Source organism: Rhodohalobacter sp. (assembly GCF_034521535.1).
GTDB lineage: Bacteria > Bacteroidota > Rhodothermia > Balneolales > Balneolaceae > Rhodohalobacter.
This window is the reverse complement of sequence record NZ_JAXHMF010000006.1, coordinates 372,507-385,850: the sequence shown is the minus strand read 5'-3', so window position 1 is coordinate 385,850 and position 13,344 is coordinate 372,507. Positions and strand designations below refer to the sequence as shown.

16 protein-coding genes are annotated in these 13,344 nt (G+C 40.1%); 14 read left to right on the top strand and 2 right to left on the bottom strand.

The window, feature by feature from the left end:
• Nucleotides 1-7 precede the first annotated feature (7 nt).
• The 14 genes from U5K35_RS14110 (at nt 8) to U5K35_RS14045 (ending at nt 11,427) form a co-directional block, all read left to right on the top strand.
• A complete protein-coding gene (locus U5K35_RS14110) occupies nt 8-646 on the top strand; it encodes a deoxynucleoside kinase (RefSeq protein ID WP_322572136.1) in 639 nt (212 codons plus the stop codon).
• A gap of 41 nt (nt 647-687) precedes the next feature.
• Complete coding sequence (locus tag U5K35_RS14105; protein ID WP_322572135.1) at nt 688-1,200, top strand: DUF177 domain-containing protein; 513 nt, start codon at nt 688-690, stop codon at nt 1,198-1,200.
• A 17-nt stretch (nt 1,201-1,217) separates the two neighbouring features.
• Nucleotides 1,218-1,397: a 50S ribosomal protein L32 gene (gene rpmF, locus U5K35_RS14100; RefSeq protein WP_322572134.1), complete on the top strand. Its 180-nt coding sequence runs from the start codon at nt 1,218-1,220 to the stop codon at nt 1,395-1,397.
• A 15-nt stretch (nt 1,398-1,412) separates the two neighbouring features.
• A complete protein-coding gene (plsX, locus tag U5K35_RS14095) occupies nt 1,413-2,396 on the top strand; it encodes a phosphate acyltransferase PlsX (RefSeq protein ID WP_322572133.1) in 984 nt (327 codons plus the stop codon).
• A gap of 16 nt (nt 2,397-2,412) precedes the next feature.
• Nucleotides 2,413-3,402, top strand: coding sequence for a beta-ketoacyl-ACP synthase III (locus U5K35_RS14090; RefSeq protein WP_322572132.1), 990 nt, complete (start codon nt 2,413-2,415; stop codon nt 3,400-3,402).
• Nucleotides 3,399-4,286, top strand: coding sequence for an ACP S-malonyltransferase (gene fabD / locus U5K35_RS14085; protein WP_416221653.1), 888 nt, complete (start codon nt 3,399-3,401; stop codon nt 4,284-4,286). The genes U5K35_RS14090 and fabD overlap by 4 nt, the downstream gene beginning before the upstream one ends.
• On the top strand, nt 4,286-5,029 hold the full coding sequence (gene fabG, locus U5K35_RS14080; RefSeq protein WP_322572130.1) for a 3-oxoacyl-[acyl-carrier-protein] reductase: 744 nt from the start codon (nt 4,286-4,288) through the stop codon (nt 5,027-5,029). Before fabD ends, fabG begins: the two co-directional genes overlap by 1 nt.
• Nucleotides 5,030-5,154: 125 nt before the next feature.
• Nucleotides 5,155-5,391, top strand: a complete 237-nt coding sequence (locus tag U5K35_RS14075; RefSeq protein ID WP_069130991.1) for an acyl carrier protein — start codon at nt 5,155-5,157, stop codon at nt 5,389-5,391.
• Nucleotides 5,392-5,423: 32 nt separating this feature from the next.
• The gene (gene fabF, locus U5K35_RS14070; protein ID WP_322572129.1) at nt 5,424-6,668 is read left to right on the top strand and encodes a beta-ketoacyl-ACP synthase II; all 1,245 of its coding nucleotides are present in this window, start codon (nt 5,424-5,426) and stop codon (nt 6,666-6,668) included.
• Nucleotides 6,669-6,673: 5 nt separating this feature from the next.
• Nucleotides 6,674-7,435, top strand: coding sequence for a ribonuclease III (gene rnc / locus U5K35_RS14065; RefSeq protein ID WP_322572128.1), 762 nt, complete (start codon nt 6,674-6,676; stop codon nt 7,433-7,435).
• Nucleotides 7,436-7,523: 88 nt separating this feature from the next.
• Nucleotides 7,524-8,906, top strand: a complete 1,383-nt coding sequence (gene mgtE / locus U5K35_RS14060) for a magnesium transporter (protein WP_322572127.1) — start codon at nt 7,524-7,526, stop codon at nt 8,904-8,906.
• Between the two features lie 14 nt (nt 8,907-8,920).
• Nucleotides 8,921-9,769: a thymidylate synthase gene (locus U5K35_RS14055; RefSeq protein ID WP_322572126.1), complete on the top strand. Its 849-nt coding sequence runs from the start codon at nt 8,921-8,923 to the stop codon at nt 9,767-9,769.
• A complete protein-coding gene (locus tag U5K35_RS14050; protein WP_322572125.1) occupies nt 9,766-10,236 on the top strand; it encodes a dihydrofolate reductase in 471 nt (156 codons plus the stop codon). Before U5K35_RS14055 ends, U5K35_RS14050 begins: the two co-directional genes overlap by 4 nt.
• A 231-nt stretch (nt 10,237-10,467) precedes the next feature.
• Complete coding sequence (locus U5K35_RS14045) at nt 10,468-11,427, top strand: response regulator (RefSeq protein WP_322572124.1); 960 nt, start codon at nt 10,468-10,470, stop codon at nt 11,425-11,427.
• On the opposite strand, the gene U5K35_RS14040 is transcribed toward U5K35_RS14045, so the two are convergent.
• Nucleotides 11,408-12,670: an HD domain-containing protein gene (locus tag U5K35_RS14040; protein WP_322572123.1), complete on the bottom strand. Its 1,263-nt coding sequence runs from the start codon at nt 12,668-12,670 to the stop codon at nt 11,408-11,410. The two genes, U5K35_RS14045 and U5K35_RS14040, sit on opposite strands and share 20 nt — an antisense overlap.
• Entirely contained in the window at nt 12,670-13,110 is a 441-nt protein-coding gene (locus U5K35_RS14035; protein ID WP_322572122.1) for a thioesterase family protein, read from the bottom strand. Before U5K35_RS14035 ends, U5K35_RS14040 begins: the two co-directional genes overlap by 1 nt.
• Nucleotides 13,111-13,344 lie beyond the last annotated feature (234 nt).

The following is a 13,344-nucleotide window of genomic DNA, read 5'->3' as shown; positions in this document are numbered from 1 at the left end:
AGTAAGAATGGATAAAAATAATAGCCAAAATAAGTACGTAGCTATTGCAGGTAATATTGGCGCGGGTAAATCATCCCTCACCAAGCTTCTGGGAAAGAACTTTAACTGGAAGCCGTATTACGAATCTGTAGATGATAATCCATACCTGTCTGATTTTTATGATGATATGAGGCGGTGGAGTTTTAATCTGCAGATTTACTTTCTATCCAGCAGATTTCGTCATCAAAAAGAGATCCAGGAGTCCGAGCTAAATTTGATCCAGGACCGGACTATCTATGAAGATGTTGAAATATTTGCCAAAAATCTGTTTGATATGGGGTTGATGACCGATAGGGACTATAAGAATTATAAAGCCCTGTTTCACGAAATGGTTAACTACCTGAGGCCACCGGATCTGCTGATCTATCTTAGAGCAGAGGTCCCCACTCTTGTACGGCAAATACAACAGAGGGGAAGAAACTACGAGAATACCATACGAATCGAATATCTGGAAAGGTTAAACGGTTTGTACGAAAACTGGATTGAACGTTACGAACACCAAAAGCTAATTATCAATACCGACGATCTCGATTTTGTAAATAATAGCGAGGACCTCGGAAAAGTAATTACCCTGGTGGAACAACGACTCTACGGATTGTTTAATTAAATTGCTTTCCAAAAGATATCTTTTTATTTTTGTAAGCTATCGTGAATACGTCAAAACTAACATTTCGGCTACAGGAAATACCTGATGGTGAAAGCAATAGAAGTATTGCTCTTGGGGATGCTGAACTTGATTTTAATGATGAAGTTTCACTGAAAAAAGCAACTGTTGATATAAATTTTTATAAGACAGATCACTTTATTCAGGTGAAGTTTAATGTGAATGCGGATCTTAATTTGATCTGTGACCGAACATTAAAACCGTTTGTTTACAATACGGAGGGCTCATACCATATTTTGTTTGAACCTAATCCTGTTGAAGAAAGTGAAACCGGAGAAGGTGCAATAAAACAAATACCGACAGATGATCTGGTAGTTAGTGTAGACAAAGAGGTTAGGGATACTATTTTATTGAATCTTCCGATTCGTAAAATTCATCCTGACTTGTTAGATTCAGATGGAAAACCAAAAAAATTTGAAACTCAATCGTTTGGTCCTCAACCAGATGAAGAGGAACTGATTGATCCCAGGTGGGAAGAACTGAAAAAACTAAAGTAAATCAATAAACTGTAAAAATGGCGCATCCTAAAAGAAAGACATCCAAAACCCGCAGAGATAAAAGAAGATCACACCACAAGGTGGCTGATATTCCATTGGCTGAGTGTTCAAACTGCGGAGCTATGCATCGGTATCACCATGTTTGTATGGAGTGCGGTTACTACCGTGGCCGTCAGGTACTGAATGTTTCCAAATAATTAAATAAGTGAAAAATGCTGATAGCTGTTGATGCTGCAGGCGGAGATCATTATCCAAAAAATCCTGTACTTGGTGCTGTTGATGCTCTTAAAGTTGATGATTCAATTCAGATATTACTGTTAGGGCCGGAAGATTTAGTACAAAAAGAACTTCTTGGGCTAGAATACGATAAAAATCGTCTTCATATCCATCACGCTCCTGAAGTAATTGGGATGGACGAATCCCCATCATCAGCTGTTAAAAGCAAGAAAAACTCTTCTATTACACTTGGTATTTCTGCCCACAAACAAGGCGAATGCGATGCTTTTGTGAGCGCAGGAAATACAGGTGCACTGCTCGCAGCCTCAACCTTTATTTTGGGGAAACTTGAAGGTGTGATGAGGCCAACAATCTCCGCAACTTATCCAACTCTGAAGGGCATTAGTTTGCTTATAGATGCAGGTGCAAATCTGGAGCTCAAACCGGAAATGTATCTTCAATTTGCAAAAATGGGATCCATTTTTTCTACAGAAATTCTGAAAAAATCCAATCCCACTATAGGTCTTCTCAATATTGGAGAAGAACCTGAAAAAGGTACAGATTGCCACAAAGAAGTTTATAAGCTTTTAAGTGAACTGGATGGATTTAAAGGCAATATTGAAGGCAAAGATATCTTATACGGTGTCACGGATATCTACCTTACCGATGGATTTACGGGTAATGTTGTTCTGAAATTTGGTGAATCTATCCCCGGTGTATTAAAATTGCTTCTATCTCAGACAATGGAAGAAGAAAAGGTTACTCCCGCTGTTCAAAAACAGCTCTATTCAATACTCACGAAAGGTCTTAATACTTTCAACTATGAACATGTTGGTGGTGTACCCTTTTTGGGCGTTAATGGAACAAGTTTGGTTGGTCATGGCGGAAGTTCACCCATGGCAATCAAAAATATGATTTTAAACGCCGCTCAATGCGTTAGTCATAAGCTAAATGATAAAATCGTAGCTTCTCTAAACTAATCTTACATAAAATTTAATGGCTTTAAAGCGATCAAAAATCACCGGTGTGGGAAAATATCTCCCGGACTATGTGATGACAAACGAAGAACTGGAAAAGCACGTAGATACCAATGATGAATGGATCAGATCCAGGACAGGAATTGCTGAACGCAGAATTTTAAAAGATCCCGATAAAGCAACTTCGTTTATGGCAACGAATGCCGCAGAAGAGGCTTTAAAAGATGCCGGCACTAAAGCAGAAGAGATTGATTTAATAATTGTAGCCACTGTTACACCCGATTATCTGTTCCCGGCAACTGCAGGTTTGGTTCAGAAGAGAATTGGGGCAACGAACGCCTACGGTTTTGACCTTTCAGCTGCTTGTTCAGGCTTTCTGTTTGCACTCTCAACAGCCGGTTCAATGATTGAATCCGGACGCATTAAAAAAGCATTGGTTATCGGAGCTGATAAAATGAGCTCCATCATGGATTTTACTGACAGAACCACATGTATACTTTTTGGTGATGGTGCAGGCGCAGTTGTACTGGAAGAGACAGATCAGGATGAAGGGATTGTAGATTTTATACAGTACACAGACGGAGATGAAAACTGCATGCTATATCAGCCTGCCGGCGGTAGTTTAAATCCTGCAACTGAAGAAACAGTTAAGAATAAATTGCATTATATAAGACAGGATGGCCGTTCCGTATTCAAAAAAGCGACGGAAGGAATGGCGGATGTCTCGCTGGAAATAATGAAGAAAAATAATCTGTCGGCAGACGACGTCGCCTGGCTAGTGCCTCATCAGGCAAATTTGCGTATAATAAATGCTACGGCCAGAAGAATGGGGCTCAGCGAAGACAAGGTGATGGTTAATATTAATAAGTATGGAAATACTACCGCAGCAACCATACCTCTTTGTCTATACGACTGGAAAGATAAATTAAATAAAGGCGACAACATTATACTATCGGCTTTTGGCGGTGGATTGACGTGGGGCGCTATCTATTTAAAATGGAGCAAATAATGAAAGCAATACTTTTTCCGGGACAAGGTTCACAAAAAGTTGGGATGGCGAAGGATCATTACGATTCAGGCGCCGAGTTTAAAAAGAGAATAGATCAGGCTAACGAAATTGTTGGATATGATCTTTCAAAGATTATGTTTGAAGGGCCTCAGGATAAGCTGACCCAAACCAAGTTTACCCAACCGGCTATATTTACACATTCAATAGCTCTGTTTGAAAAATTAAATATTAAACCCGATATGGTAGCAGGTCACAGCCTGGGTGAGTTCACTGCTTTGGTAGCGGCAGATGTTCTATCATTCGAGACCGCTTTGAACCTTGTAAGTCTGCGTGGAAAATTGATGCAGGAAGCAGGGCATCAACAACCCGGTACAATGGCAGCAATCATTGGGATGGATGATGATGTTGTAGATCAAATTTGTGATGATGCTTCGAGCAAAGTAGGTAAGCCTGTAGTTGCAGCTAATTATAATTCTCCCGGTCAGTTGGTAATTTCCGGTGATGTAGAAGCCGTTAAGGAAGCTGTTGAAATGGCCAAAAAGCAAGGATGCAGACTGGCAAAACTACTACCGGTCAGCGGAGCATTTCATTCGCCTCTGATGGAACCGGCTTACAAATCTTTTAAAAGAAGGGTAGTTGAAATTGATTTTTCTGCAGCAAAGATTCCCGTTTACAGCAATGTAACCGGAGTAGGTACTACAGAACCGGATATTATTAAAGAGAATGTGATATTTCAGTTAACACACCCGGTTAAATGGACGGATACGCTCAAAAATATGGAAGCTGACGGTGCTACTGAATTTACAGAGATTGGACCCGGCAAGGTATTGCAAGGGCTTGTGAAGCGAACGTTGGAAAATGTAAACATTGAAGGCTACGAATAATGGACTTAAAAGGTAAAAACTGTATTGTAACCGGCGGCAGCCGTGGAATTGGTAAAGCAATTGCCCTTACTCTATCAAAATTGGGAGCGAACGTTGCTATAACCTATTCCAGATCTGCAGACGCAGCCAATGAAGTTGTAGATGAAATTGAGAAATCCGGTTCAAAAGGGTTGGCCCTTCAAGCAGATGCGGCAAGTTTTGAAAAAGCTGAAGAAGTCATTACAAAAGTTGTTGAAGAGTGGGGCTCCCTGGATGTATTGGTAAATAACGCAGGTATCACAAAAGATAACCTTATTTTGCGTATGAATGAGGAACAGTGGGATGCCGTTATTGACACCAACTTAAAGAGTGTATTTAATTACAGTAAAGCCGCTGCTAAACCTATGATGAGAGCACGGGGTGGATCTATCATCAATATTGGATCCGTTGTTGGAATATCCGGAAATGCCGGCCAAAGTAATTATTCCGCATCAAAAGCCGGTTTAATTGGATTCACAAAGTCTTATGCGAAGGAGTTAGCCAGCCGAAACATCAGAGCCAATGTCGTTGCTCCGGGATATATTATGACCGAAATGACGGAAAAGCTTGATGAAAAAGTTTTAGAATCTATAAAACAAGAAACACCGCTGGGACGCGCAGGTAACCCCGATGAAGTTTCAAACGTTGTTGCATTTTTAGCCTCAGACCTAAGTTCATACATCACAGGAGAAGTTCTGCGGGTGGATGGCGGTATGGCAATGTAATTTTTTATAAATTAGCAGAGTCTTTTATGACTCATGTTTTTTTACACTGATATGTTGTATTTTCTGCATGTCAAAAAAACTTAACACACACTTATAAACCAATAATTCAAATCGATAGGACTCATATGTCACAAGATGTTGAAGCAAAAGTAAAATCCATTATAGTTGATAAACTTGGTGTAGATGAATCAGAAGTTGTAGCGGAAGCTAACTTCACCAACGACCTTGGTGCTGATTCACTGGATACCGTTGAACTGATCATGGAATTCGAAAAAGAATTTGATCTTAGTATACCTGATGAAGATGCTGAAAACATCGCCACTGTTGGGGATGCTGTTAAGTATATTCAAGAAAAGTCTTAGTTTTACTAAACTTACAAACTAACTAACCGCCAATGACTGAACGCAGAGTCGTTATCTCGGGCATAGGCGCGTTTACACCACTGGGTAAGACCGCTCCGGATTTCTGGAACGGTCTTGTATCCGGTAAAAGCGGTGTACGCCCAATAACCCACTTCGACACAACCAATTATTCCACAAAGTTTGCCGGTCAAATTGAAGACTACGATTCTATCAACCACTTCGATAGAAAAGAAGCCAGAAGGTTAGACCCGGTCACACAATATGGGATGATTGCTGCTGATGAAACCATCAACGACAGTAAAATAGATCTTGAAAAAATTGATAAAGATCGTGTTGCTGTTTTGATCGGTACCGGTATTGGTGGAATGAAAACCTTTTACGATCAGTCTTTATCTCACGATAAACACGGTCCAAGAGGTGTATCACCTTTCTTTATTCCGATGTTGATCCCGGATATGCCAGCCGGACAAATTTCCATTAAATATGGATTCAGAGGTGCAAACTTCTGTGCTGTTTCGGCTTGTGCAACCGGATCTCATAACATTGGCCTGGCTTACGATCAGATCAAGTATGGTCATGCAGACATGGCCCTCTGCGGTGGTACTGAAGCCCCGGTATGGGAAATTGGAGTTGCCGGTTTTTCATCCATGAAGGCGCTCTCTACCCGTAATGATGAACCTGAGAAAGCATCAAGGCCCTTTGATAAAAACAGAGACGGTTTTGTGTTATCGGAAGGTGCATCGATGATGTTTCTCGAATCTTTGGATTCAGCACTTGAAAGAGGTGCCAGAATTTATGGAGAAATTGTCGGATACGGTTTTTCTGCAGATGCTTACCATATAACCGCTCCTGATCCTGAAGGAAATGGAGTTTATCTGGCATTAACCAATGCGTTGAAGATGGCAGGAATTAATACGGATGATATTGATCACATCAATATGCACGGAACTTCCACTCAACTTGGTGATATTGCCGAAACCAACTCAATCAAGCGAGTATTTGGGGATCACGCATATAAAATAAATTTAAACTCCACTAAATCCATGACCGGGCACATGCTGGGAGCTGCAGGAGCTGCAGAATCGTTGGCTACACTATTGGCTATCTATCATGGAACGGTTCCTCCAACGATTAATTTGGAAACACCTGATCCGGAGTGTGATTTAAATTACACTGCCAACGAAGCTGAAGTCAGGGATATAAATTATGCAATGAACAATGCATTTGGTTTTGGCGGCCACAATACAACGCTGGTTTTCAAGAAATTTGAAGAGTAAACTCTATGATAGATCGGCTTAAGGAATGGTTTAGAAGGGGTTCTGCTTCGAATCAACCTGAGCCTTTAGCTCGACTAAAAACTCTTGAAAATTCCCTTGGTTTTCCTATTCCGCCCAAAGATCGACCTGTTTTCACGCAAGCCTTTCGTCATCGGTCTATTGTTGACAGTGAACTTTATGAATCGCACGAAACGTACGAGCGCCTTGAGTTTTTAGGTGATGCTGTTCTTGACCTCATAGTTACGGAAATTCTTTTCGAAAAATATCCAACAGAAAACGAAGGGTTCCTCACTAAACTTCGTTCAAAAATTGTAAAAGGGGACACCCTGGCGGCAATTGCCGAAAATTTAGAGTTTCATAAAGTTCTGGAAGTGGGAGAACGATCATCCGGACAGGGAATTGAGTTTTCAAAAAGTATCCTTGCTGATGTTTATGAATCGGTAGTTGCAGCTATTTACATCTCCAAAGGCTATTCTTTTACATTTAGTTTTGTACTCAGTAATGTAAATCGTTTCCTCGATTTTGAGATATTGGAAAATAAGATAGACAACTATAAAAGTGTTTTAATGGAGCATTTTCAGTCTGAAAGTGCGTCACTTCCCGTCTATAAAGTGATATCTGAAGAAGGGCCGGGGCATGATAAAACATTTCTGGTGGCGGTCTATTTTGAAGGAGAACAACTTGGTTCTGGTTCAGGGAAAAGTAAAAAGAAAGCAGAACAGGCCGCTGCTAAAAAAGCCATTGAGAAATTGGACGTCAAAAAATAAATATTTTAACAGTTAGCTTCTGCTTATTGATTGAATTATCTTTGAAAACCTTTCAATCAGAAGTCACTGATATTTTTTAGTTAAAGAAATGATTGCACAACTGCTAAAACCCGAATTTGATGAGCTGATCCGTAAAAAAGAGTGGATCACAATTAAGGAATCTCTGGAAGATGTTCCGGCTGTGGACGTGGCGGAACTTCTGGAGGATCTTGAACCGGAGGTTGCAGTTGTCATATTTCGTCTGCTGAAAAAAAGTAAAGCCGCTGATGTCTTTACTTACCTGAGTTCCGGTAAGGGTGTAGAGCTGTTAGAGGTGTTCAGTCGTCAGCAACTTAGCGATGTAATGAACAATCTTGAGCCAGATGAAAGAGTTGCTCTGATGGAGGAGCTTCCGGGTGGCTTAACCCAAAGAGTTCTGAATTCGATGGATTCTGAGAATATTGCTCAGGTACGTCGGCTTTTAGGATATCCCCAAGAGAGTGTTGGCCGTTTGATGACCACTAATTATGTGAAAATTAAAGGGGACTGGTCGATTGACCGCAGCCTGAGTCACATTCGGAAATATGGCCGAAATGCTGAGACGGTCAACGTAATATATGTTGTAAATGAACAGGAAAAGCTGATAGATGATCTTCGATTGAATCAGCTGATTATAGCTGATCCCGATTTGAAAATCGAAGATATTATGGATCACTCTTTCGAAGCTCTCAGCGCATTTGATGATCAGGAAGAGGCGGTTAAAATGCTGAGTAAGTATGACCGTGTTGCTCTTCCGGTGGTTGATTCTGATGGGATTTTAGTTGGAATTGTTACCGTCGATGATGTTCTTGATGTTGCAGAAGAAGAGACTACCGAGGATATGCAGCTGATGGCCGGTATGAGCGCTTTGGATAATAACTATTCTCAGACACTGATTTCCGAGATGGTCCGAAAGCGTGTTGGCTGGCTTATTTTACTTTTTTTAGGACAAATGTTTACTGTAACTGCCATGGCCGGTTTTGAAGACACACTGGCTAAAGCAGCAGTTCTGGCCCTGTTTATACCTATGATTATTTCCAGTGGCGGGAACTCAGGTTCACAGGCGGCTACCCTGATTATCCGGGCTATTTCTACTGATGATTTAAAATTGACCGATTGGATGTTGGTTCTTAAAAGAGAACTAATGTCCGGTTTACTTTTAGGAACCGTTCTTGGAATAATGGGTACGGTAGTTATTTCTACCTGGATGGTTTTAAGAGGTGATCCGTTTAGTCTCGCTGTCTTTCTGCAATCATTAACCGTTGGAATGAGTTTGATCGGCGTTGTTCTATTTGGAAATTTAAGCGGATCCATGTTGCCATTTATTATGTCGAAGGTCGGTTTAGACCCCGCTGTAACTTCAGCACCGTTTGTAGCTACCTTGGTTGATGTAACCGGAATATTCATCTACTTCAGCATTGCTGTTGCACTGTTAACAGGAGTTGTACTTTAATCAGATAAAAATTTATGCAAGTCTATTTAGATCTCGTAAGCCGTGTATTAGAGCACGGTGTTCGAAAAGAAAACAGAACCGGAACAGACACTCTTGCTAATTTTGCTGAGTTCTATAAGGTTGATCTGGCAAAGGGATTTCCCCTCCTAACAACTAAAAAAGTATATTTTAAGTCGGTTATTCATGAGCTGTTGTGGTATCTGAGAGGGGATGATCATATCAAATGGCTGAGGGATGAAAAGGATGTGCATATCTGGGATGCATGGGCTGATGACGATGGATATGTTGGACCAATTTATCCGGTTTTATGGAGACGATTTCCTTCTCTTAAGTCAAAAGATGGAAGTTCTTATCCAAGGCAAGGTGAGAGCAGAGACAAGGATTGGTCGTATGATGAGTTTGACCAGGTACAGCGCGCTATCGATATGTTGAAATCAAATCCTAATAGCAGGCGAATAGTGGTTTCGACCTGGCATCCCGGTTTACTGGATGAGATGAGTCTGCCGCCATGCCATATCATGTATATATTTAATGTGAGTGATGGGAAATTGAACTGTCATTTAACCCAACGTTCCGGCGACATTGCTCTTGGTATTCCGTTTAACCTAGCTTGTTACTCTGCATTAACGCTTGCAATAGCGCAGGAAGTTGGGTTGAAACCCGGGATATTTGCACATACAATTGTTGATGCGCATATCTACGAAAATCACATCGAGGGATTGGAAGAGCAGCTTAAAAGAGAACCCAAAAAACTTCCGACACTCAAAATTGCTGACAAACCTATTGACCAGTTAGAGTTTGAAGATTTTAAACTCGAGGGATATGACCCGGATCCACCTATCAAATTCCCGGTAGCTGTATGAAGGTGATATTGATCGCTGCTCACGATCCCAATTTAGTAATTGGCAATGATGGTGAACTTCCGTGGCATTACAGTGAGGATTTAAAATTTTTCAAGAGACAAACCTTAGGTCACCCCATAGTAATGGGCAGAATTGTCTTTGAAGAATTAAATGAAAAGCCGTTGCCCGGACGTGAAAATATCGTTTTAAGCAAGTCAAAGTCTTATGACCATGTAAAGAGTTTCAAATCCATTGACAACGCCCTGGAGTATCTTGTTGACAGAGAGAAAGTGTTTATAATAGGAGGGGGAGAGATCTACCGGCAGACTATAGACAGAGCCGATGAACTCATCATAACGGAAATAAAAGATGAGTTTAAGGGAGATACATTTTTTCCGGAGTACAGAGATCAGATTGGCTCAACTTGGAAGGAGTATTGGAGAGAGGAACATAATGAGTTCGATTTTGTAAAGCTTAAAAAAGTTTAACCGAAAAAAGCCCTTCTTGAGGTAGTTTGTCGATAGTTAAAAAAAACTAACTGCACTAAGAGACAGATATGCATTAGTTTCTATTACTATATAATGGAAGCAATTACCAATACATATCAGTTCTATCTATTAAATGAGATTTGGCTCTACAGCTTGACCAATCAGATCTATTTAATAACCCTATTAATGGTGTTCTCACTAGTGGCATACCTGTTTATTAAAAACAGGAAAATGGATTCGTTTACTTTAACCACTAATGAACAGCATCATTTCCTGCAGGCTGTTACTAAATATTCAGACACGGCTGATTTCATTTTAGATCAGAATAATGTTCTGAAATTTGCCAATGATCACTTCCTGGAGCTGTTCAATCTTGATGAAGAATCTGTTGACAACCAAACATTTTCTGATATCAATATTCCGGATAATTTGAAATCGTTTGTTTTAAATTCAAATTCAATAACCCAAAAGAAGGATGCAGAGCTTACCTTTAACAATCACAGAGTAACCTGTCGTAGAGCTCCTGTAACTACTCATGACGGTCAACTATTGGGTAGCCTTTTTAAGATTTCAGATCATGTACTTACCGGAAAAGGAAAGAAAGAGAAGAGAGACTGGTTGCACGAGATAAATACTCCGCTCAATGCAATTGTCGGGTACTCTGAGATTTTGAAAAATCAGGAAGATATCAGCGAAGAGAATAGGGAATATTTAGAAACTATAAATACCCAATCGTTCGAGCTAAGAACCAAGATACAGAATCTACTTTCAGATCAGGATTCCGGCAATGTAAATAGCAGTCAGCAAAAGAAAGAGATCAAGCATGTGATGATTGTTGATGATGTGCCGATCAATCGCACGGTATTAAAAATTATGCTTAAGAGAATGGGTTACGAGGTGAGCGAAGCCGTGAATGGACAGGAAGCTTTGAATAAATTTGAGAATCAGACCGTGGATCTCATCTTGATGGATATTAGTATGCCGGTTATGGATGGACTGGAAGCTGCTAAAAAATTACGAAAAAATGGCTATTCTCTGGAAAATCTTCCAATTGTGGCAGTTACAGCCAGTTCATTTTACAATAATAAAGAGACACTCCATAGCAAAGGTTTTAACGCACTTCTTAGAAAACCATTCAAAGAGAAGGATCTAACGGATATCCTATATACAGTTAGTGCAAAACTAAACTAATCTCTTTAGGATGTACCACATACGGTTTAACAACCGGCTGAGTTAAAGCAATGATATGTTTCGTGTCAGCCGCTTTTGAAAACTCAATGGCTTTTTGATCATCATCTAAAATCCAAATACTCTCATTCTCATATTTGTAGGCCTCTGAATAGCTCTTATCAAAGTCATAATAAAATCCTGCGGAAAAGTTATCATGGGGGAGGCCCGTCTTTTTTAAATATTTCTTGGTCTCGGTTAAAATATTTTCTTTGAGATTTTTTACTCCTTTTTTGTGAATAAAAGTAGTTCTGAACAGTGAACGATTGAGGAATCTGGACGTGAGATCTGCTAGTATAGGGTCTGAACTATTGACCCAGGTTTTGAGACAAATCATAACATCGTGGTCATCCAGAGAGAGGTAATGCTCCATCACCTCGTTGGTAATTACTTTTTTTGCCGATGGTTTTTTCTCCAGAAAATATTGAAGTGAGGCAGAGGGGATATCCAGTTGTTCTCCTTCATCAATCAGAAAACTCACCCTTCGAAAAATCTTTTTAAGCAAAGAGTCTGCACTCAGCACAGTTTTATGAAGATAAACTTGCATATACATTAAACGACGGGAAAGAATGTAATTTTCGATAGCATAAATGCCTTTCTTTTCGATAACAACATTTCCGTTCAACACCCGCATAGTTTTCAGTATCCGGTTAATACCTACCGACCCCTCCGATACTCCTGTGAAAAAGCTGTCCCGTTTCAGATAATCCAGACGATCAATATCGAGTTGGGATGAGATGAGCTGATGCAGAAATTTCTTAGGATACTGATCTGTAAAAATATCAATAGCCGTTGTTAACGCGCCATCAAACTCTTCATTGAGTTTTTCCATGATTTTAAGACTCATCATTTCATGATTAAAGTCTCGGATAAGGGAGTGTTCCAAAGTATGGGAGAGAGGGCCATGTCCAATATCGTGCAAGAGAATTGCAATAAGTGTTCCATTGATTTCAGGATCACTGATGGTGGTGTCTTTCTCCTGTAAATTCTTTAAAACACGCTGCCCAAGCTCAAGTGCACCGATAGCATGAGAAAACCGGGAATGTTCAGCTGCCGGAAATACTAAGTACCCAAGTCCAAGCTGCCGAATTCTTCGAAGACGTTGCACGTAGGGATGATCAATCAGATTTAGAATAATGCCCTTTGGTACAGAAATGAACCCATGAATAGGGTCACTGAATATTTTGTACTGTTTGCTTTTGTCCATCAGTTTGACCCTTTAAATAGGTAATTATCCCGGTTCGTTAATTCAGGCAGACGGGCAGGTCTGTTTTTCTTCAGATCAAACCATACACCGGTGGTTTTGGCTACGGCTTTCAATTCGTGACTCTTTTTGGAGTAGATCGCCTGAAAACCATGAATACTGCTGTTCCCGAACTCTTCTACAGCTGAGCCAATCAGAATGGTATCCTTGAATAGAATCGGTTTGATATAGTCTAGCTCAAGATGAACCAGCACAAAACTGAAACCTGACTGGAAGGATTTTTTAAATTCAGGTATCTCTTCGATGAACTGTACTCTCGCCTCTTCAAAATAGGTATTGAATACCGCGTTATTAACATGATTCAATGCGTCGAGGTCTCTGAATCGAACTTGTAATTCGGTCCAGTGAAAAAAACTTTCCGGATTATATTCTGGTTTAATCATGGAGTATAGATGAAATATTAAAAGCTTAAGCCCGAATTATTCACAAAAAAGTAAATTAGAAGGGGTAATAATATTGCTATTCGTTTTATAAAATTTACTGTGTTTCTCAAATTTAGGTTTGGATTGTTGCGGCGAAATTTAACTGTGTACGGCGTTGAATTGAAAATAGCTTACTCAGGGTACTTCAGTACCCTTCCGTCACCATTTCCACTTCGCCTTGTTCACATTCAAATT

Excerpts from the sequence above, each read along its gene's own strand:
- U5K35_RS14035 (WP_322572122.1), bottom strand. The coding sequence starts at position 13,110 with ATGATTAAACCAGAATATAATCCGGAAAGTTTTTTTCACTGGACCGAA.
- rpmF (WP_322572134.1), top strand. The coding sequence starts at position 1,218 with ATGGCGCATCCTAAAAGAAAGACATCCAAAACCCGCAGAGATAAAAGA.
- fabF (WP_322572129.1), top strand. The coding sequence starts at position 5,424 with ATGACTGAACGCAGAGTCGTTATCTCGGGCATAGGCGCGTTTACACCA.
- U5K35_RS14040 (WP_322572123.1), bottom strand. The coding sequence starts at position 12,670 with ATGGACAAAAGCAAACAGTACAAAATATTCAGTGACCCTATTCATGGG.
- U5K35_RS14055 (WP_322572126.1), top strand. The coding sequence starts at position 8,921 with ATGCAAGTCTATTTAGATCTCGTAAGCCGTGTATTAGAGCACGGTGTT.
- U5K35_RS14110 (WP_322572136.1), top strand. The coding sequence starts at position 8 with ATGGATAAAAATAATAGCCAAAATAAGTACGTAGCTATTGCAGGTAAT.
- rnc (WP_322572128.1), top strand. The coding sequence starts at position 6,674 with ATGATAGATCGGCTTAAGGAATGGTTTAGAAGGGGTTCTGCTTCGAAT.
- fabG (WP_322572130.1), top strand. The coding sequence starts at position 4,286 with ATGGACTTAAAAGGTAAAAACTGTATTGTAACCGGCGGCAGCCGTGGA.
- U5K35_RS14045 (WP_322572124.1), top strand. The coding sequence starts at position 10,468 with ATGGATTCGTTTACTTTAACCACTAATGAACAGCATCATTTCCTGCAG.
- U5K35_RS14090 (WP_322572132.1), top strand. The coding sequence starts at position 2,413 with ATGGCTTTAAAGCGATCAAAAATCACCGGTGTGGGAAAATATCTCCCG.
- plsX (WP_322572133.1), top strand. The coding sequence starts at position 1,413 with ATGCTGATAGCTGTTGATGCTGCAGGCGGAGATCATTATCCAAAAAAT.
- U5K35_RS14050 (WP_322572125.1), top strand. The coding sequence starts at position 9,766 with ATGAAGGTGATATTGATCGCTGCTCACGATCCCAATTTAGTAATTGGC.
- mgtE (WP_322572127.1), top strand. The coding sequence starts at position 7,524 with ATGATTGCACAACTGCTAAAACCCGAATTTGATGAGCTGATCCGTAAA.
- U5K35_RS14075 (WP_069130991.1), top strand. The coding sequence starts at position 5,155 with ATGTCACAAGATGTTGAAGCAAAAGTAAAATCCATTATAGTTGATAAA.